Source organism: Streptomyces sp. NPDC002776, assembly GCF_053592195.1.
The window spans coordinates 307,492-326,711 of sequence record NZ_JBSFVG010000003.1; the positions used below are offsets into that span (position 1 = coordinate 307,492).

Here is a 19,220-nt window from a genome sequence, read left to right on the forward strand (position 1 = left end):
CCCATACCCATCCCTGATCCCCTACCCCTCCCTCAGGGCGCGAGTCGCTCGATCAGGGAGAGGGAGTGGCTGTTGTACGCGGCGATGATCGAGCGCGCGGCGCCCGTGTCACGCGCGGACAGCGCGTCGACGAGTTCGGTGTGGCCGGACCACAGCTCGCCGCGCAGGTCGGTCAGCAGCCGCAGATGCTGCACGGCGCACACCCAGGACTGGACGCGCAGGCGGTGCAGGAAGTCGGCGAGGTAGGGATTGCCGAAGAGGGAGGCCAGCTCGCGCCAGAAGCGCAGGTCATAGCCTATGAGGACGGTGAGGTCACCGGCGCCGGCGGCCCGCTGGGCCTCTTCGCCGCGGCGGCGGACGCCGGCCAGGGCGGCGGCGATCCGGGGGTCCCCGGCCTGCCGGTACCCCCTGCGGCCTTCGTCGAGGGCCTGGAACATGCCGTCGGTGACCAGGGCGCGGGCCTCGATGATCCCGCGGTAGTCGTCGGCGGAGTACTCGTGCACCCGGAAGCCGCGGTGCTGGTCCGCCTCCAGCAGCCCCTGCGCGGACAGATCGACCAGCGCCTCGCGCACGGGGGTGGCGGAGACGCCGTACTGCTCGGCTATCTCCTTGACCGTGAACGCCTGCCCCGGCTGGAGCCGCCCGGCCAGCACCTCGTCCCGCAACGCGTCCGCGATCTGCTGCCGCAGGGTGCTACGGGTCACGGCGGCGTTGCCGCTGGAGCCGGGCATGGTCGGAACGTCTCCTTCTTCGCGCGGGGTGGCATGCACGCATATCTGCGAGCACGCCACCTTACGCGTTCGGGCTCCGCGGCCGCTCGGGGGCGACCCCGGCCACCGGACCGGCCCTTGACGGCTACCGCGTGTACTCGGCTACCGCGTGTACTCGTCGGCGACCGACAGCGCCGCGTCCAGCGCCGCCAGCCCTTCCTTGAGCTCGGCCTCGGAGACGTTGCACGGCGGCACGACATGGGTCCGGTTCATGTTCACGAAGGGCCACAGGCCGTGCTTCTTGGCGGCGGCGCCGAAGGCCGCCATCGGCGCGTTGGCCTCGCCCGCCGCGTTGTACGGCACCAGCGGCTCGCGCGTCTCCCGGTCCTTCACCAGCTCCAGCGCCCAGAACATCCCGACCCCGCGCACCTCGCCCACCGACGGATGCCGCTCCGCCAGTTCCCGCAGCGCCGGCCCGACCACGGACGCGCCCAGCCTGGCCGCGTTCGCGACGACACCCTCCTCCGCCATGACGTTGATCGTCGCGACGGCGGCGGCACAGGCCAGCGGATGCCCCGAGTACGTCAGACCGCCCGGGTACGGCCGCTTGCCGAAGGTCTCCGCGATGGCGCCCGAGATGGCCACACCGCCCAGCGGCACATACCCGGAGTTCACGCCCTTGGCGAAGGTCATCAGGTCCGGCACCACGCCGGCCAGGTCCGCCGCGAACCACTCACCGGTCCGCCCGAACCCGGCCATGACCTCGTCCAGGACGAAGACGATGCCGTACTTGTCGCATATCTCACGCACTCCGGCGAGATAGCCCGGCGGCGGCACCATGATCCCCGCCGTGCCCGGCACGGTCTCCAGCACGATCGCGGCGACGGTCGAGGGCCCTTCGAAGGCGATCGTCGTCTCCAGGTGCTCCAGCGCCCGCGCGCACTCCTGCTCCTCGGTCTCGGCGTAGAAGCGGGACCGGTAGAGGAAGGGCGCCCAGAAGTGGACGACTCCGGCGGAGGCGCTGTCGGACGCCCAGCGGCGGGGGTCGCCGGTGAGGTTCACGGCCTGCTGGGTGCCGCCGTGGTACGAGCGGTACGCCGACAGCACCTTCGTCCGCCCGGTGTGCAGCCGGGCCATCCGTACGGCGTGCTCGATGGCGTCGGCGCCGCCGTTGGTGAAGAAGATCTTGTCCAGGTCGCCCGGCGTCCGCTCGGCGATCAGCCGGGCCGCCTCCGACCGTGCCTCGACCGCGAACGCGGGCGCGAACGTCGTCATCCGCGCCGCCTGTTCCTGGATCGCGGCGACGACCTTCGGGTGCTGGTAGCCGATGTTCGTGTAGACGAGTCCGCTGGTGAAGTCGAGGTAGCGGTTGCCGTCGTAGTCCCAGAAGTACGACCCCTCCGCGCCGGCGACGGCGAGCGGGTCGATGAGCTCCTGCGCGGACCAGGAGTGGAACACATGGGCACGGTCCGCGGCCTTCACGGCGGCGCCGACCTCGGGGTTTGGCTGAGGGGTCATGCGCCCGAGGGTAAATGTCCGCGATGCGGAAGCGATATCGGCGTCCTGTCTGCGGGACGAAGGTTTCCGCGACAGGTTGTCGTGTGGGGGGCGGGGGCGGGGGCGGGGCGGGTGCGGTGGCCTGCGGCGCTGTGATCTGTCGTTGTGCGGCGGAGTGGTCTGCTATTGACAGTGTGCTGTCCTTACGACAGGATGCTGTCATATCGACCGAGGTCCTGAGGAGGCACCCATGAGCCGCAATCCCGTCCACCTCGCCGTCTACGACACCTTCGCCGACTGGGAGACCGGGTACGCCACCGCCTTCCTCGCCCGCGCCGGCCACGACATCCGCACCGTCGGCCCCACCACCGCCCCCGTGCGCAGCATCGGCGGACTGGGCGTCCGGCCCGACCTCGCCCTGGACGACGTACGGCCCGAGGACAGCGCGCTGCTGATCCTCCCGGGCGCGGACCTGTGGGACACCTCCGACGACCTCGCGCCCTTCGCCCGCAAGGCGCGGGAGTTCCTGGCCGCGGGGGTGCCCGTCGCCGCGATCTGCGGAGCCACCGCGGGGCTCGCGCGGGAGGGGCTGCTCGACGACCGGGACCACACCAGCGCCGTCTCCTTCTATCTCGCCGCGACGGGGTACGGCGGCGGTGAGCGTTACGTCGACGCCGATGCCGTCACCGACGGCGCTCTGATCACCGCGGGGCCCACCGAACCCGTCGCCTTCGCCCGCGAGATCCTCCGGCTCATCGGGGTGTACGACGGTGAGGTGCTGGACGCCTGGTACCGGCTGTTCCACGACTCCGACCCGGAGGCCTACGCCGTACTGGAGAAGGCCGGTGCGCAGTGAGCCGGGAGCGGCAGGACCTGCTGAGCCGGGGTGCGCTCGGGGTCTTCCGGCTCAACGGGCAATTCCTCGCCGTGGCGGAGGAGTTGGCGAAACCGGCCGGGATCACCGCGGCCTGGTGGCAGGTGCTCGGCGCGGTGCTGCGGGAGCCGTTGCCGGTCGCCGGGATCGCCCGCGCGATGGGGATCACCCGGCAGAGCGTGCAGCGGATCGCCGATCTGCTGGTGGAGCGGGGGCTCGCGGAGTACCGGCCCAACCCCGCCCACCGGCGCGCCAAACTGCTCGCGCCGACCGAGGAGGGGCTGGCGGCCGTCCGCCGGATCGACCCCGGGCACGCGGCGTTCGCCGACCGGCTCGCGCGGGCGTTCGGCGAGGCCGAACTCGCGGACGCCGTACGGCTGCTGGAACGGCTGTCGAAGGTGCTGGAGGAGACGGCCCCGGCTGTTACGGAACCGTAGACGCGGGCGCGCCTCCCGTCCCGTATGCCCGCACTATCGTGGGTTCGTCGTACGGGGCGGTTCGGGGGAGGGGCCTGCATGGACCAGCTGGGGCCGGGGGATCCGCAGCGGATCGGGGCGTACCGGCTGATCGCTCGGCTCGGCGCCGGGGGGATGGGACGCGTCTATCTCGCCCGGTCCGAGCGCGGACGTACGGTCGCGGTGAAGCTGGTGCGCGAGGAACTCGCCGCGCGGGAGGAGTTCCGGGCGCGGTTCCGGCAGGAGGTGCGGGCCGCGCGACGGGTCGGCGGGTACTGGACGGCGCCGGTCCTCGACGCCGACACCGAGGCGGCGGTGCCGTGGGTGGCCACCGGGTATGTCGCCGGGCCGAGCCTCGAACAGGCGGTGGGGCGCGACCACGGGGCGCTGCCCGAGCGGTCGGTACGGATCCTCGCCGCCGGGCTCGCGCACGCGCTCGGCGACATCCACGCGGCCGGAATCGTCCACCGTGACCTCAAGCCCTCCAACGTCCTCGTCACCCTCGACGGGCCCCGCGTCATCGACTTCGGCATCGCCCGGGCCATGGAGACGATCACCGAGCCCGGCCTCACCCGCACCGGCGTACTCGTCGGCTCGCCGGGCTTCATGGCCCCCGAGCAGGTCCGGGGCGACCGCATCACGCCCGCGTGCGACGTCTTCTGCCTGGGGTCGGTCCTGGCCTACGCCGCGACCGGCCGCCTTCCCTTCGGCTCGGGCGGAAGCGGCGTCCACGCGCTGATGTTCCGCATCGCCCAGGAGGAGCCCGACCTGGAGGGCATGCCGGAGGGCATCGCCGACCTGGTCCGCGACTGCCTGCGCAAGGATCCCGCGGCGCGCCCGTCCCTGGCCCGGATCCTGGAACGTACGGGTGCCGAGGACACCGTCACGGACGGCCGCTCCCACGACCCCTGGCTGCCGAGCGCCCTGGTGGCCCAACTCGGCCGCCACGCGGTACACCTCCTGGAAACGGAGGCCCCTCCGCCGCGGGACGAGGGGGCAGCCCCGTGGCAGCAGCAGGGGCCCGGGCTACGGGCGCCGGGGGAGCCGGGCCGTCATGGTCCGGCACATCCGGCGCCGGGGCAACCGGGTCCCGCCGATGAGGGGCCTGCGCTTCCGGTGCCGGGGGAGCCGGGTCGTCAGGGGCCTGCGCTTCCGGTGTCGGGGGAGTGGGGCCGTCAGGGGGGTCCCGGTCGTCCGGCGGCGGGTTATTCGGCGGCCGGGCATACGGTTCCGGAATCTCCGGGTGCCGGCCATCCGGCCTCCGGGGATCCGTCTTCGGGCCATCCGGGTTCGGGCCAGCTGGGGCCCAGCCGAGGGGGTCCGGCGCTTTCAACGCCGGGAGAGCGAGGACCCGGTCATCCGGGTCCGGCGCATTCTGCGTCGGGGCAACAAGGTCCCGCCCTTCAGGGGCCTGCGCTTCCGGTGGCAGGGGAGCCGGGTCATCCGGGTCCGGCGCATCCGGCGTCGGGCCAACCCGGCCCCGCCCAGCAGGGCCCTGCGCTTCCCGTGTCGGGTGAGCCCGGTCCTGACAACCCGGCTCCGCCGCATCCCGGTTCGGGGCTCCCGAGCGCCAGCCATCCGGCCCCCGGTTCCCCGGCATCCGGGCGGCCCTCTCCTGGCCCAGCGGGCCCCGTACCCCCGGCGTCGGGGCTCCCGGCCCCCGGCCGTGAGGCTCCTGCGCTTCCGGCGGCGGGGTTCCCGGCCTTCAGCCAGCCGGGCGCTGTTCATGAGGCTCCTACGCATCCAGCCCTGGGGAAGCCGGGCCCTGGCGATCAGGGTCCTGCACACAGCGCGCCCGGCCACCCCGCCTCAGGTCACCCGGCGCCCGGCCACTCCCCTTCGGTCCCCCCGGCACCCGGCCACCCCGCTTCTGGTCTCCCGGCGCCCGGCCGATCCCCTTCGGTCCCCCCGGCACCCGGCCACCCCGCTTCTGGTCTCCCGGCGCCCGGCCGATCCCCTTCGGTCCCCCCGGCGCCCGGCCACCCCGCGTCAGGCCCCCCGGCACCCGGCCACCCCCCTTCGGACCCCCCAGCACCCGCCCACGCCACCCCGCCGTACCCCGTGCCGGAAGAGCCGACCCCCGTTCACTCGGCCTCCGCGCACTCGGGCCCCCCGCACCCCGCGTACGGCCATCCGCAGCCCGGTCGCCAGCCCTCCGCTCACCCGTTCTCCGCCTATCAGTCCCCGCCACCCGCCTACTCCACCCCGCCCTACGGCCCACCCCCGCCCTACGGTCCGCCCCCGGCGGAGCCCGGGCGGCGGCGTTCTACCGTTCTGCTTCTCGCCGTTGCGGTCGTCGTCGCGGTGGCGGCAGGGGGGTCGGTGTATGGCCTCATGGACAGGGGCGAGGGGGGTCGGGTCGAGGGGGCGGGCGGTACGTCCACGCCTCGGGTGAGCGGGTCCGTCACACCGGGGCCCTCGACCGGGGAACCGTCTCCGACGGCATCGCGGGCGTCGGACGGACCCATCCCCTCCGACTACCTCGGCACCTGGTCCACCGCCCTCGACAACGACGCCGGTCACCACACCCGTCGGCTCACCCTCCGGCAGGGCGAGGTGGGTGACACCGTGCTCTCGCTCGTCGCGGACGGCGCGGACTACCACTGCGTCTTCCAGGCGAAGCTGGCCGGAGAACCCACCGAACAGGGCCCGTTGGCGATCGGCCCCTCCACCGTCACCGTCGGCGAACCGGCCTCCTCCTGCACCCCGGGCGCCGCGACGCGACTCACCCTCCTCGAAGACGGCAGCCTGGAACGGCTCAACCCGGACACCGGCGAGAAGCTGACGTACCTCAAGGAGTGATCGAACAGGCCCGATTACCGCGCTAGTTGAACGCTGCGCGAACGTCTGCGGACGTGTCCGGAATCCCACCCCCGCCGAACATATGGTGTCCGCACACGTGTCCGGCTCCAGGGAGTTGCGGGGGCACCCGATGGAGTTGCTGAGCGCAGAGAACGTCGTGGCCGTGGCGACGGCCCTGGCCGGCATCGCCGCCTCGGCCGTCATGGTCTGGTACGAACGCCGCGTACCGCGCCGCAAGCGGATCGGCTACCGCGTACAGATGGACAACCCCATCGGCGACGACGTGACATCCGGCCGCGCCAACGTCCGCATGGGCCTCTTCGACGAGGTCCCGGGCATGCACCAGGCGACCCTGGTCCTGCTCCGCATCGAGAACGACGGCTCCCAGGGCATCGGCCACGACGACTACACCAGCCGCGAACTGCACGGCCTGACCGCGGTGTTCACGAACCGCAGCATCCGCGGCGTCTCGGTCACCCAGCCCCCCGGCACCGACCACCTGATGAGCCACTTCACCCCGCACGCCGGCTTCGGCTACGACACCGGCGGCAACACCCTCCGCATCCCGCGCGTCCCCCTCAACCGGGGCGAGCACTTCAAGCTGCTCGTCCTGCTCTCGGGCGGCGACGTGGGCTGCGACATCCGCCTCATCGGCGGCATCCGGGACGGCGAGGTGCACCCCAACCGCAGCGCCACCCCGGACGACAAGCCACCGCTGTTCAGCCGGGCGGCCCGGCTGATCACCATCATGCTCACGGTCTCCGTCCTCACCCTCTCCACCATGGTCGTGATCCGCGACGACAGTCCGCCCCCGCTCGGCTGCGAGCAGGGCAGCCTCACGATCACGGGCTCGACGGCCTTCGCACCGGTGGTCCGCGACCTGGCCAGGGAGTACGAGAAGGACTGCGAGGGCTCCACGATCACGGTGGAGGCACGCGGCAGCTCGGCGGGCGTCGGCGAACTGGCCGCGCTGGAGGGCGAGTCGAGGGGCGAGCGGGCCTCGATGATCGCGTTCCACGACGGACCCAGCAAGCGGGCCGACGGCTCACTGACCCGCCTGCCGATCGCTCTCTCCGTCTTCGCCGTGGTGGTGAACGACGCCCTGGAGTTCCCCGGCGGACTGACCCTGGCCGACGTGCGGCGCATCTACTCGGGCGACCTCAGGCACTGGGACCAGCTCGACCCGAAGCTGCCGCACTGGCGCATCGTCCTGGTGAGCCGGGACGCGGACTCCGGCACCCGCCAGGTCTTCCAGGACCAGGTCCTGGACGGCACCTGGGAGGGCGTACCGAGCACCTCGCTGGACTGCGACATCCGCACCGACCGCTCGGCCCCCGTCCGCTGCGAACTGGATTCCACGCAGGACGTGTTGAAGAAGGTGGCGGAGATCAGGGGCGCGATCGGCTACAGCGAGCTGAACCTCGCCACGGCCCAGCGGAACATCACGAGTGTCCCGCTGGACGGCGCCACGGCCTCGGTGGCGGCGGTGGAGGAGCCGACCCCGTACCCGTACTTCGGCGTCGAGTACGCGTACACCCACGGCGACCCGCCCGGCGGCTCCCTGGCCGGCAGCTTCCTCGACTACGTCCGCAACAGCGGCGAGAGCCTGATCCGCACCCACGACCACGTCCCGTGCTCGACCCCCGAGGGGGAACGGCTCTGCCGGGAGTCCGCGTAGCGGGCGTCGCCCGGGCCGCTGGCGTCACCTGGCCTCGGGCGGCCGCTGCCGCGGCATGTTCGGCCGCGCGGGACCTCCCGGCGGCAGCGGGAACCGTCCCTGGAGCACCGTCCCGTCCGTCCGGCCACCCCCGGCCACGGTCCCCTGGATCCCCATCGGCGCCGACCCCGTGCGGAACTCCACCATCCAGTCCGCCGTCTCCGTGCGCACCAGCTCCGTCACATCCTCCGAGAACCGCCGGAGCACCCCGAGACACCGCTCCGCGGCCTCGCTCGCCGTCCCGTCCGTCGGCCCCAGCACCTCCCGCACGCTCTCCGACGCCCAGTCGAACTGGAGCACCTGCAGCCGCCGCTGCACCGCCTGCGCCGTGGCCACGTCCCTTATCCACCCGGACGTCACCCCGAAGAACCGGTCCACCGCCACACAGGCCACCGCGAGCAGCAGCGCGAGATACCCCCACGGCGCCGCCCCGCCCATCGCCCCCGTCAGGTCCAGCAACGGCAGCGCGGCCCCCGCCACCGCGCCGGTCGCCGCACCCGCGCGCAGCACCCGTGCCCCGCGCCGCTTCCACACCCGGTCCGCGAGATACCAGGCCGCCGTCTCCAGCGCCCCGCGCTCCACCCACTGGTACAGCTCGTCCAGCCGTACCGCGGGCTCGCCCCAGTCGCCCAGCGGGAACGCCCGCCCCGTCAGATCGCCCGGCGGATACTCGGGCTGCATCTCCGGCTGACCCACCCGGCACTCCCTACCTGGTCCCTACGTGGTCCCTACCTGGTTCCTCATGCGCAGACACTTCCTACCGCCCAATGGGTGGCGAAGGGACAGCTTTCACCGCTTTTCCGCTCGGAAGTGGCCCTTGATCAGGTATAGACCCCACATTCGACTCACTCGAAAGAGTGCCGGGGCGATGGCTGGGCAGACCACGTAGGCTCGTTCCAGTAGCCGTACGACAAGGAGCTGATCGTGATCCCCGGTGGTGGCCAGCCCAACATGCAGCAGCTGCTCCAGCAGGCCCAGAAGATGCAGCAGGACCTGGCGAACGCTCAGGAGGAACTGGCGAGGACCGAGGTCGACGGCCAGGCCGGCGGCGGCCTGGTGAAGGCGACCGTCACCGGCGCCGGCGAACTGCGCGCCCTCAAGATCGACCCGAAGGCGGTGGACCCCGAGGACACCGAGACCCTCGCCGACCTGATCGTCGCGGCGGTGCACGCGGCCAACGAGAACGCCCAGACGCTCCAGCAGCAGAAGCTCGGCCCGCTGGCGCAGGGCCTCGGCGGCGGCATCCCCGGCCTGCCTTTCTAAGACGGCCCCGGGCCCTCTACCGTACGTAGTGAAGGAACCCCCAGGAAGGGCGGCAGTCCGTTGTACGAAGGCGTGGTCCAGGACCTGATCGACGAGCTGGGGCGGCTGCCCGGCGTCGGTCCCAAGAGCGCGCAGCGGATCGCCTTCCACATCCTCCAGGCGGAACCGACGGACGTACGGCGCCTCGCGCATGCCCTCCTGGAGGTCAAGGCGAAGGTCCGCTTCTGCGCGACCTGCGGGAACGTGGCGCAGGAAGAGCTGTGCAACATCTGCCGCGACGCCCGCCGCGACCTCGCGGTCATCTGCGTGGTGGAGGAGCCGAAGGACGTCGTCGCCATCGAGCGCACCCGCGAGTTCCGCGGCCGCTACCACGTCCTGGGCGGAGCGATCAGCCCGATCGAAGGTGTCGGTCCGGACGACCTGCGTATACGAGAACTTCTCGCGCGGTTGGCCGACGGTACGGTCACGGAGCTGATCCTGGCCACGGACCCCAATCTGGAAGGCGAGGCCACGGCCACGTACCTCGCCCGCATGATCAAGCCCATGGGCCTCAAGGTCACCCGCCTGGCCAGCGGCCTCCCGGTGGGTGGCGACCTGGAATACGCGGACGAGGTGACCCTCGGCCGCGCCTTCGAGGGGAGACGACTCCTAGATGTCTGACGCCACGCTGCACGCGACGAACCAGGACCCGGACGACTTCGCGGTCCAGATCGCGGACCAGGTCGAGAGCTTCCTCGTAGCGGTGACCGAGGTGGCGAAGGGCGACGAGCCGGAATCGGCGATCCCCTTCCTGCTGCTCGAGGTCTCCCAGCTGCTGCTCGCCGGCGGCCGGCTCGGCGCGCACGAGGACATCGTCCCCGACGAGCGCTACGAGCCCGACCTGGGCCCGGAGCCGGACGTGGACGGGCTGCGCGAGAACCTGGCCCGGATGCTGGACCCGGTGGACGTCTACTCGGAGGTCTTCGACCCGTACGAGCCCCGCAAGGCGCCCGTACCGGCCCGTATCTCCGACGACCTCGCCGACGTCATCACCGACCTGCGCCACGGCATGGCCCACTACCGCGCGGGCCGCACCACGGAAGCGCTGTGGTGGTGGCAGTTCTCCTACTTCTCCAACTGGGGCTCCACCGCGTCCGCGACCCTGCGCGCGCTGCAGTCCGTGCTCGCCCACATCCGCCTGAACCAGCCCCTGGCGGAGCTGGACGGCCTGGACACCGACCAGTCCGTGGGCGACGACACCCTGGAGTTCGAGGCCGGCCGCGTCATGGTGGAGGAGATCGCGGGGCCGCTGGGCCTGCGCGAGGTCAAATAGCCGTCCCCTGGGTGCTTGAACGTCAATGCACAGGGGCCTCCTGTGACGCTCGGCACTTTTCCCGGAGTGTTTCTCCGGGCATGCGCTGACCTGGGCGCCGGATCTCACCATGCGATACCGCGAAGGCGAAATTCACGCGCTCGTTAAACTGAGCCGACACACACGGACTGAGCGAGGAGCGCACGTGGGCCTTGTCGTGCAGAAGTACGGAGGCTCCTCCGTAGCCGATGCCGAGGGCATCAAGCGCGTCGCCAAGCGGATCGTGGAAGCGAAGAAGAACGGCCACCAGGTGGTCGTCGTCGTTTCCGCGATGGGCGACACGACGGACGAGCTGATCGATCTCGCCGAGCAGGTATCCCCGATGCCTGCCGGGCGTGAGTTCGACATGCTGCTGACCGCCGGAGAGCGGATCTCCATGGCCCTGCTGGCGATGGCGATCAAAAACCTGGGCCACGAGGCCCAGTCCTTCACCGGCAGCCAGGCAGGGGTCATCACCGACTCGGTCCACAACAAAGCCCGGATCATCGATGTCACGCCGGGCCGTATCCGGGAGTCCCTGGACAAGGGCAACATCGCCATCGTCGCCGGGTTCCAGGGCGTGAGCCAGGACAAGAAGGACATCACCACGCTCGGCCGGGGCGGTTCCGACACCACGGCCGTCGCCCTGGCCGCCGCCCTCGACGCCGAGGTCTGCGAGATCTACACCGACGTCGACGGCGTGTTCACCGCCGACCCCCGTGTGGTGAAGAAGGCGAAGAAGATCGACTGGATCTCCTTCGAGGACATGCTGGAGCTGGCCAGCTCCGGGTCGAAGGTGCTGCTCCACCGCTGTGTGGAGTACGCCCGCCGCTACAACATCCCGATCCACGTCCGGTCCAGCTTCAGCGGACTCCAGGGCACCTGGGTCAGCAGTGAGCCGATCAAGCAAGGGGACAAGAAGGTGGAGCAGGCCATCATCTCCGGTGTCGCGCACGACACCTCCGAGGCCAAGATCACGGTCGTCGGTGTGCCGGACAAGCCGGGCGAGGCCGCCGCGATCTTCCGTACGATCTCGGACTCCGAGATCAACATCGACATGATCGTGCAGAACGTGTCCGCCGCCTCCACCGGCCTGACGGACATCTCCTTCACCCTCCCCAAGTCCGAGGGCCGCAAGGCCATCGACGCCCTGGAGAAGAACAAGCACGGCATCGGCTTCGACTCGCTGCGCTACGACGACCAGATCGGCAAGATCTCCCTGGTCGGCGCGGGCATGAAGACCAACCCCGGCGTCACCGCCGACTTCTTCACCGCGCTGTCCGACGCCGGCGTGAACATCGAGCTGATCTCGACCTCCGAGATCCGCATCTCGGTCGTCACCCGGGCCGACGACGTCAACGAGGCCGTCCGCGCCGTCCACACCGCCTTCGGCCTGGACTCCGACAGCGACGAGGCCGTGGTGTACGGCGGCACCGGGCGATGAGCAGCGCCTGCCGTCACCTTCCCGCCTGCCGCGCGACGCCTGGCACGCACGCTCGCCGCGTTGCCGGAGTGCCCACGTGACTCCGCCACGCGGGCACTCCGGCGCCTTGCGATCGCACGCACCAGACGCCGCGCGGCCCGCCCTGCGGGCGGACGACGGGAAGGTGACGGCAGGCGCTGGACCGACGCTCGCGGTCGTGGGGGCGACCGGGGCCGTCGGCACGGTCATGCTGCAGATCCTGTCCCAGCACGCCGACATCTGGGGCGAGATCCGGCTGATCGCCTCGCCGCGCTCGGCCGGCCGCAAGCTGGCCGTGCGCGGGGAGCAGGTCGAGGTGGTGGCCCTGTCGGAGGAGGCCTTCGACGGGGTCGACATCGCCATGTTCGACGTACCCGACGAGGTCGCGGAGCGGTGGGCGCCGGTCGCCGCCGCGCGCGGCGCCGTGGTCGTCGACAACTCGGCCGCCTTCCGGATGGACCCGGAGGTGCCCCTCGTCGTCCCCGAGGTCAATGCGCACGCCGCCCGGATGCGGCCGCGCGGCATCATCGCCAACCCCAACTGCACGACCCTCTCGATGATCGTCGCCCTCGGCGCGCTGCACGCCGAGTTCGGCCTGCGCGAGCTGGTGGTGTCGTCGTACCAGGCCGTGAGCGGCGCGGGCCGGGCGGGCGTCGAGACCCTCCGGCAGCAGCTCTCCCTGGTCGCCGGCACCGAACTGGGGACCAGCCCCGGCGACGTACGGCGGGCCGTGGGCGACAACACCGGTCCCTTCCCGGAGCCGGTCGCGCTGAACGTCGTCCCGTGGGCCGGGACGCCGCGTGCCGACGGCTGGTCGTCGGAGGAGATGAAGGTCCGGGACGAGTCCCGCAAGATCCTCGGACTGCCCCGGCTCCCCGTAGCCGTCACCTGCGTCCGGGTCCCCGTGATCACCACGCACTCGCTGACCGTGCACGCCCGCTTCGAGGGCGAGGTCACGGTCGCCCGGGCCCGCGAGATCCTCGCCACGGCCCCCGGAGTCGTCCTCTTCGACAACCCGGAGGCGGGGGAGTTCCCCACCCCGGCCGACGTCGTCGGCACCGACCCTACCTGGGTGGGGCGGGTACGCCGGGCGCTGGACGATCCGACCGCGCTCGAGCTCTTCGTGTGCGGGGACAACCTGCGCAAGGGAGCGGCGCTGAACACCGCGCAGATCGCCGAGCTGGTGGCGGCGGAGTTTTCGTGACGGAGGCCGTCGGCCGAAAAACTCCGGGGCCTGCCACGAATCGTTTGTAGGATCTGCGTGAATGATGTGAGCCGGATGATGGTCCGTACCACTTGAACTGGACCTCTTCGGCGTTCGAAGATTTCCTCCCCGCCCTCCGCAACCGCGCGGAGGGCGGGGAGCGTCTTTGCGGTCGCCCTTCGGCGGGTGTGTGGACGCGTTTTTCTGGCGTGGGGACGCCATGAGCAGGGCGTGGGGACGTCCGTTCATATGGGACATAAGGGAAGAGCGGGACGCATGAGTGCATCTGAGGCGCCGTCAGTCGTGCTGCCTGACACAAACGTGACGTCCGGCACGTACAACCCTCTTGGGGGGAAGCGTGTCCAACAGGCGTGGCAGAGGTACTCGACTTTCATGCGGCGACGCGCGGCACGGCCCTCCGGCCCCCGCGCCCTTCCCGCCGCACCCGCATGCCCGGCACGCCCGGCGGCATGCCGGTGATCGCGCCCATGCCCGCAGCGCGGCCGACCCGCATCCCCAGTCAGCGTGACGGCGCCGAGTACGGCGAGGACGCGGCGGCCGCCGGTACGTCGGTCGACCATCTCACCGAGACCTACCGCGCCCACTACCGGTCGCTGCTGGGCCTCGCGGCGCTCCTCCTCGACGACACCGCCTCCTGCGAGGACGTCGTCCAGGAGGCGTTCATCCGCGTCCACTCGGCGCGCAAACGTGTCAGGGACCCGGAGAAGACCCTGGCGTACCTGCGCCAGACGGTCGTGAACCTCTCCCGCTCGGCCCTGCGCCGGCGCATCCTCGGCCTGAAGCTCCTGTCCAAGCCGATGCCGGACATGGCGAGCGCGGAGGAAGGGGCCTACGACCAGCTGGAGCGCGACTCCCTGATCAAGGCGATGAAGGGCCTGCAGCGCCGCCAGCGCGAGGTCCTCGTCCTGCGCTACTTCGCGGACATGACCGAGGCCCAGGTCGCCGAGACGCTCGGCATATCGCTGGGCTCGGTCAAGGCGTACGGCTCGCGCGGCATCGCGGCGCTGCGGGTCGCGATGGAGGCGCCCGCATGAGCGGCGACCATGACGAACGACGGCGTCACCCGGGCGTCCCGGGCGGGGACCGGACGCCGAAGCAATCGCACGCTGGGAACGGAACTGTGAACCACGGCCCCGACGGCCAGAGCCCACTCGGGCTCGACTCGGACGATCTGGACCTGCGCAGGCTGCTGCACGACGCGGTGCAGGAGATCGAGCCGCGCGACGGCACACTGGACCATCTGCGGCGGGCGGTGCCCGCCCGGCGGGCCCGCAAGCGGCAGGCCCTCGTCGGCATGGCCGCCGCGGCCCTCTTCGTGGGTACGGCGGTTCCGGCGCTGGTGCACGTCTCGCAGACGACCGGCCCGGGCGCCAACCCCTCCGTGGCGGGCCACGGCACCCAGACGCAGGGCGGCGCCAGCCAGGGCGTGGACCCCGACACCGGCAACGACTCGTCCGGCGGCTCCTCCGAGAAGACCGAGGACAAGGGCAAGGAGAACGAGGAGAAGGAGAACGAGGGCAAGGGCGACGACGGCGGCGCCGACTCCGGCGGCTCGGCCGACCCGGCGGTGACCACCGGCACGGGCGCGGCCCTGTGTACGGCGGAGCAGCTGGCGGTCGCCGCGGCGGGCGCGGACGCGCCGGACGGCGCGGGCACGGTCTACGGCACGTTCCGCTTCACCAACTCCTCCCTCGTGGACTGCTCGGTCACCAACCCCGGCTCGCTGAGCGCGGTGGCGGGTGGCGCGGCGGACCCGACGAAGATCTCCACGGCCCGGCACATCTCCGGCGACCCGGCCATGGCCCTGCCCGACCCCTCCCTGGAACTGACCTCCCTGCTGCTCAAGCCGGGCGCGTCCTACGAGGTCAAGTTCGCCTGGGTCGCCTCGGAGGCCTGCTCCACCACGGGCGACAACTCGGGCGGCACGGTCGGCGGCGGCGGCGAACCCACCCCGGACCCCAGCCCGTCCACCGGCACGGGCACGACCGAGGGCACCGCGACCGGCACCGACGGAGGCATGTCCACCCAGCTCCTCACCGAGGACGGCACGACGGACGGCACGGTGACGGTCACCAACACGGCAGAACCAGGCGCCCCCAGCGCCCAGGCCACCATCACGGGGGCCTGCGCGGGGACGGTGTACTGGACCGGGGTACTGGCCGGGGCGTAGGCCTCCGGCGGGGCGGCAGGATTCACGGCGGCGCGGGTTGCGGTTCGCGGCTGCGGCGGGGAGTCGCACTCGCTTGGCCGACTGAGCCGGCCGCCGTGCTGTTCTTGCGGTGTGGACCACTGAGGGCGGGGCCGCCAGGCAGCGGCCTCGTAGGTCTGCGGGACGGCTGTACCGGCCACCGCTGCGGCACAGCCGTATCCGCCCAGCTGCGGGGAGTTGCGCCGCTGGGCGGGCCCCACCCGGGAGCGGGCGCCCGCAGGGCTTGTGCGGCTGCGGGGGCTTCGAGTTGCCGTCCCCGCCGCCGCTGCGGGCCAGCCGTGTCCGCCTAGCTGCGGGCAGTCGTGCCGCTGGGGCGGCACGGGTGGGCGCTGGGGGTCCCCCCTCTGGGGGAGGCACCCCGCCAGCGCCGGGCTGCGCGTCCTACCCGGCGGTCACCGGGACGCAGCGGCACTCCACCAGCGAGGGCGAGTGCCCCCGGGGCGCCTCACACGCCAACCCGCTCGTCATCCTCCCGCGGCACCAGCCCAAGCTCCGCATCCCGCGCGAACTCCACCTCACGCCGGAACAACCGGAACCACATGAAGACCACGAACCCGGCGAAGACAAACCATTCCCCGGTATACCCGAGGTTCTGGAACGCCTTCAGATCCAACCCTGAGCCCCCCGGCGCACTCACCGGCACGGCCTTCATCCCGCCGTCCCCCTCATTAAGGGTCACCCACGCGTCATACACGTCGTAGGGCACAAGGTTCACCAAGGACGCCGCACTGATCGCCCCGGCCTGCCCCGCAGGCAACCCGCCCTGCCCAGGCACCCCGTTCTCCCCGGGCTGCTCGGACGCCTGCAAGGCCCCCGTCACCGTCACCACCCCCGACGGCGCGGCCGGCACCTTCGCGGCATCGGCATCCCCAGGCAGCCACCCCCGCACCACCGGCAGAGCCGAGCCCCCGGAGGTCCGCAGCAGCGTCACGACGTAGAACCCCCGCCGCTCGTCCAGCTCCCGATCCGGCACCAGCAACTGCGTCCCGTACCGCCCGGTCGCCGTGACCTGCTTCCCCACCGTCGACTTGTCCACAGGCAGCATCTCGGCAAGGGGCCGAGCAGCCTCCCGCTTGTCCGACGCGGCCCGCGCCCCGGCCCCCTGGTGGTCCGCCACCCGCTCCTCGAACCGGCTGAGCTGCCAGGACCCCATGAAGATGCAGAAGGGGATGGCGAGCAGCACGAAGACGTTGATCCCCCACCAACGGGGCGTCAGCAGAAACCGGTACACGCCACCACGGTACGGGCACCACCCCACCCCCCGACCCGCGGGGTCAGAACCGCTCGGTGAGATGACCCCGGTCCGCGGGCGGCTCGTACGGCTCGGGCCAGAAGTCCGTGACCCCGGTGATCAGCCCCCGCTCGTCCCCGGTGAAGAAGGAGATCCCCACATTCACCTCGTCCCCGTTCGTGAACCGTATCCAGCTCACGGCCTGCCCCGCCTCGGCGACGATCCGCTCGATCCGCACATGCCAGTCCCCGGGAAACTCCCGATTGAACAGTCCCGCGCCTCCGCGGCGGCCCAGAACTCCCCGACGGTCTTCCGCAATTCGGTCATGCCCCGCAGTGTGCACCCCACCACTGACAACGCCGCGGCGGTCACCGTCCAAGGAAGTTATCCACAGCAAGTTATCCACAGCCTGAGGACCGGGCCAGCGCGGTGTCGGTCCGGCCAGGCACTATGGGGCCATGACTGAGAGCAACGGGTCCGCCGCGCCGGATCAGCAGCAGAACCGGGACATGCCGGACTGGGAGAAGCGCTTCCGGGCGCCCAGGGTGTCCCTGCCGGACTGGGCGGAGGACGCCCCGGACCGCTCCCTGTTCGTGTCGAACGCGACGGGGACGTACGAGCTGTACGCCTGGGACCGCGCCACGGGCGAGCAGCGCCAGGTGACCAACCGCCCGAACGGCACGACGGACGGCGTGCTCTCCCCGGACGGCGCCTGGATCTGGTGGTTCGACGACAAGGACGGCGACGAGTTCGGCGTGTGGCGCCGCCAGGCGTTCACGGGTGGCGAGGACGAGCTGGCGACCCCGGGCCTGGACGCCTCCTACCCGGCGGGCCTGGCCCTCGGCCGAGACGGCCGTACGGCGATCGTGGGCCGCTCGACGGACGACGAGGGCACCACGATCCACGTCGCCCGCATCGGCGAGCCCCCGGTGGAGATCTACCGCCACCGCGAGTCCGCGGGCGTCGGTGACCTCTCCCACGACGGTTCGCTGATCGCCGTCGAGCACACGGAGCACGGCGACGCGATGCACTCCGCCCTGCGCGTCCTGCGCCCGGACGGCTCGGCGGTCGCCGAACTGGACGACACCCGGGGCGGCACCGTGGAGCTGGGCCTGGAGGTGCTGGGCTTCGCCCCGGTCGACGGCGACACCCGTCTCCTCGTCGGCCACCAGCGCCGCGGCCGCTGGGAACCGCTGGTGTGGGACGTGGCGACGGGCGAGGAGACGGACCTGTCCCTGGACCTCCCCGGCGATGTGAGCGCCGAGTGGTACCCGGACGGCTCGGGCCTGCTGGTGGCGCACAGCCACGAGGCCCGCAGCGAGCTCTTCCGCTACGACCTCACCACCCACGAACTGGCCAGGATCCCCACGCCCCAGGGCACGGTCTCGGGCGCGACGGCCCGCCCCGACGGCACCGTCGAGTTCCTGTGGTCCTCGGCGGCCGAGCCGTCGACGGTCCGCTCGACGACCGGCGAGGTGGTCCTGGACCCGCCGGGAATGAGGTCGCCGGGCTCGGTCCCGGTGGAGGACGTCTGGGTGGAGGGCCCCGGCGGCCGGATCCACGCCCTGATCCAGAAGCCGGCGAACCACACCGGCGGCCCCCTCCCCACGGTCTTCGACATCCACGGCGGCCCGACCTGGCACGACAGCGACGCCTTCGCCGCGGGCCCGGCGGCCTGGGTCGACCACGGCTACGCGGTCATCAGGGTCAACTACCGGGGCTCGACGGGCTACGGCCGGGCCTGGACGGACGCCCTGAAGCACCGGGTGGGCCTGATCGAGCTGGAGGACATCGAGGCAGTCCGGCAGTGGGCGGTCTCCTCCGGCCTGGCCGACCCCGCCCGCCTGATCCTCACCGGCGGCTCCTGGGGCGGCTACCTCACCCTGCTCGGCCTGGGCACCCAGCCGGACGCCTGGGCCCTGGGCATCGCGGCGGTCCCGGTGGCGGACTACGTCACGGCCTACCACGACGAGATGGAAGCGCTGAAGGCCCTGGACCGCACCCTCCTGGGCGGCACCCCCGAGGAGGTCCCCGACCGCTTCGAGGCCTCCTCCCCCCTCACCTACGTGGACAACGTGAAAGCCCCCGTCTACATCTCCGCAGGCGTGAACGACCCCCGCTGCCCGATCCGCCAGATCGACAACTACGTACAACGCCTGGCATCCCGCGGCGCACCCCACGAGGTCTACCGCTACGACGCCGGCCACGGCTCCCTGGTAGTCGACGAACGCATCAAACAAGTACGCCTGGAACTCGACTTCGCAGCCCGCCACCTAACCCCCTGACACCCCCATCCGGCCCACCCGCAGCCAACACTGCCACTGGGCCGGGCCCCACCCGGCAACAACACCCGCGCCAGCGGCGGTGTTCACGGCTCGCGCAAGCTGGACCACCCCTGCGACTCAGCCTGCGGCGCACCCACACCCGCCGCCGCTGCGCGTTGCC

Annotated in this window: 17 protein-coding genes and 1 pseudogene; 13 read left to right on the forward strand and 5 right to left on the reverse strand. The window is 71.9% G+C overall.

The window, feature by feature from the left end; translation table 11 throughout:
• Positions 1 to 32: 32 nt before the first annotated feature.
• Together ACWD11_RS09005 and ACWD11_RS09010 are read right to left on the reverse strand one after the other, a co-directional pair.
• Positions 33 to 731 (reverse strand): GntR family transcriptional regulator, encoded by a 699-nt coding sequence (locus tag ACWD11_RS09005; protein ID WP_389416809.1) that lies wholly within the window; start codon positions 729 to 731, stop codon positions 33 to 35.
• Positions 732 to 872: 141 nt separating this feature from the next.
• Positions 873 to 2,228 (reverse strand): aspartate aminotransferase family protein, encoded by a 1,356-nt coding sequence (locus tag ACWD11_RS09010; RefSeq protein ID WP_389416810.1) that lies wholly within the window; start codon positions 2,226 to 2,228, stop codon positions 873 to 875.
• Positions 2,229 to 2,457: 229 nt separating this feature from the next.
• On the opposite strand from ACWD11_RS09010, the gene ACWD11_RS09015 reads away from it, so the two are divergent.
• From ACWD11_RS09015 to ACWD11_RS09035, 5 genes and pseudogenes are all read left to right on the forward strand, one after another.
• Positions 2,458 to 3,063 (forward strand): type 1 glutamine amidotransferase family protein, encoded by a 606-nt coding sequence (locus ACWD11_RS09015; RefSeq protein ID WP_451282148.1) that lies wholly within the window; start codon positions 2,458 to 2,460, stop codon positions 3,061 to 3,063.
• Positions 3,060 to 3,518, forward strand: a complete 459-nt coding sequence (locus ACWD11_RS09020) for a MarR family winged helix-turn-helix transcriptional regulator (RefSeq protein ID WP_389416812.1) — start codon at positions 3,060 to 3,062, stop codon at positions 3,516 to 3,518. Before ACWD11_RS09015 ends, ACWD11_RS09020 begins: the two co-directional genes overlap by 4 nt.
• 78 nt (positions 3,519 to 3,596) lie before the next feature.
• A pseudogene (locus ACWD11_RS09025) lies at positions 3,597 to 4,985 on the forward strand (protein kinase domain-containing protein); the annotation flags it as partial.
• Between the two features lie 942 nt (positions 4,986 to 5,927).
• A complete protein-coding gene (locus ACWD11_RS09030; protein ID WP_451282334.1) occupies positions 5,928 to 6,338 on the forward strand; it encodes a hypothetical protein in 411 nt (136 codons plus the stop codon).
• Positions 6,339 to 6,468: 130 nt separating this feature from the next.
• Positions 6,469 to 8,016, forward strand: a complete 1,548-nt coding sequence (locus tag ACWD11_RS09035; protein ID WP_451282325.1) for a PstS family phosphate ABC transporter substrate-binding protein — start codon at positions 6,469 to 6,471, stop codon at positions 8,014 to 8,016.
• Positions 8,017 to 8,040: 24 nt separating this feature from the next.
• Here the strand turns inward: ACWD11_RS09035 and ACWD11_RS09040 are convergent, their stop codons facing one another.
• Positions 8,041 to 8,751 carry an SLATT domain-containing protein gene (locus tag ACWD11_RS09040; protein WP_389416813.1) on the reverse strand — a complete coding sequence of 237 codons (711 nt, stop codon included), beginning with the start codon at positions 8,749 to 8,751 and terminating at the stop codon, positions 8,041 to 8,043.
• Positions 8,752 to 8,979: 228 nt separating this feature from the next.
• Between ACWD11_RS09040 and ACWD11_RS09045 the strand changes: the two genes are divergently transcribed.
• The 7 genes from ACWD11_RS09045 (at position 8,980) to ACWD11_RS09075 (ending at position 15,505) form a co-directional block, all read left to right on the forward strand.
• Entirely contained in the window at positions 8,980 to 9,318 is a 339-nt protein-coding gene (locus ACWD11_RS09045) for a YbaB/EbfC family nucleoid-associated protein (RefSeq protein WP_328876602.1), read from the forward strand.
• 60 nt (positions 9,319 to 9,378) lie between these two features.
• On the forward strand, positions 9,379 to 9,978 hold the full coding sequence (gene recR / locus ACWD11_RS09050; RefSeq protein ID WP_389416814.1) for a recombination mediator RecR: 600 nt from the start codon (positions 9,379 to 9,381) through the stop codon (positions 9,976 to 9,978).
• Positions 9,971 to 10,630, forward strand: a complete 660-nt coding sequence (locus ACWD11_RS09055) for a DUF5063 domain-containing protein (RefSeq protein ID WP_389416815.1) — start codon at positions 9,971 to 9,973, stop codon at positions 10,628 to 10,630. The genes recR and ACWD11_RS09055 overlap by 8 nt, the downstream gene beginning before the upstream one ends.
• 184 nt (positions 10,631 to 10,814) lie before the next feature.
• A complete protein-coding gene (locus tag ACWD11_RS09060; protein ID WP_389416816.1) occupies positions 10,815 to 12,092 on the forward strand; it encodes an aspartate kinase in 1,278 nt (425 codons plus the stop codon).
• A gap of 163 nt (positions 12,093 to 12,255) precedes the next feature.
• The gene (locus ACWD11_RS09065; protein WP_389416817.1) at positions 12,256 to 13,314 is read left to right on the forward strand and encodes an aspartate-semialdehyde dehydrogenase; all 1,059 of its coding nucleotides are present in this window, start codon (positions 12,256 to 12,258) and stop codon (positions 13,312 to 13,314) included.
• 371 nt (positions 13,315 to 13,685) lie between these two features.
• On the forward strand, positions 13,686 to 14,369 hold the full coding sequence (locus ACWD11_RS09070; protein ID WP_451282151.1) for a SigE family RNA polymerase sigma factor: 684 nt from the start codon (positions 13,686 to 13,688) through the stop codon (positions 14,367 to 14,369).
• Between the two features lie 86 nt (positions 14,370 to 14,455).
• A complete protein-coding gene (locus ACWD11_RS09075) occupies positions 14,456 to 15,505 on the forward strand; it encodes a hypothetical protein (protein ID WP_451282153.1) in 1,050 nt (349 codons plus the stop codon).
• 484 nt (positions 15,506 to 15,989) lie between these two features.
• Here ACWD11_RS09075 and ACWD11_RS09080 read toward each other — a convergent pair whose 3' ends face one another.
• Together ACWD11_RS09080 and ACWD11_RS09085 are read right to left on the reverse strand one after the other, a co-directional pair.
• Positions 15,990 to 16,775 (reverse strand): SURF1 family protein, encoded by a 786-nt coding sequence (locus ACWD11_RS09080; RefSeq protein WP_451282155.1) that lies wholly within the window; start codon positions 16,773 to 16,775, stop codon positions 15,990 to 15,992.
• 43 nt (positions 16,776 to 16,818) lie between these two features.
• Positions 16,819 to 17,013: a hypothetical protein gene (locus ACWD11_RS09085; protein WP_451282157.1), complete on the reverse strand. Its 195-nt coding sequence runs from the start codon at positions 17,011 to 17,013 to the stop codon at positions 16,819 to 16,821.
• Positions 17,014 to 17,233: 220 nt separating this feature from the next.
• Here ACWD11_RS09085 and ACWD11_RS09090 point away from each other — a divergent pair, with 220 nt between their 5' ends.
• Positions 17,234 to 19,060 carry a prolyl oligopeptidase family serine peptidase gene (locus ACWD11_RS09090; protein ID WP_451282159.1) on the forward strand — a complete coding sequence of 609 codons (1,827 nt, stop codon included), beginning with the start codon at positions 17,234 to 17,236 and terminating at the stop codon, positions 19,058 to 19,060.
• Positions 19,061 to 19,220 lie beyond the last annotated feature (160 nt).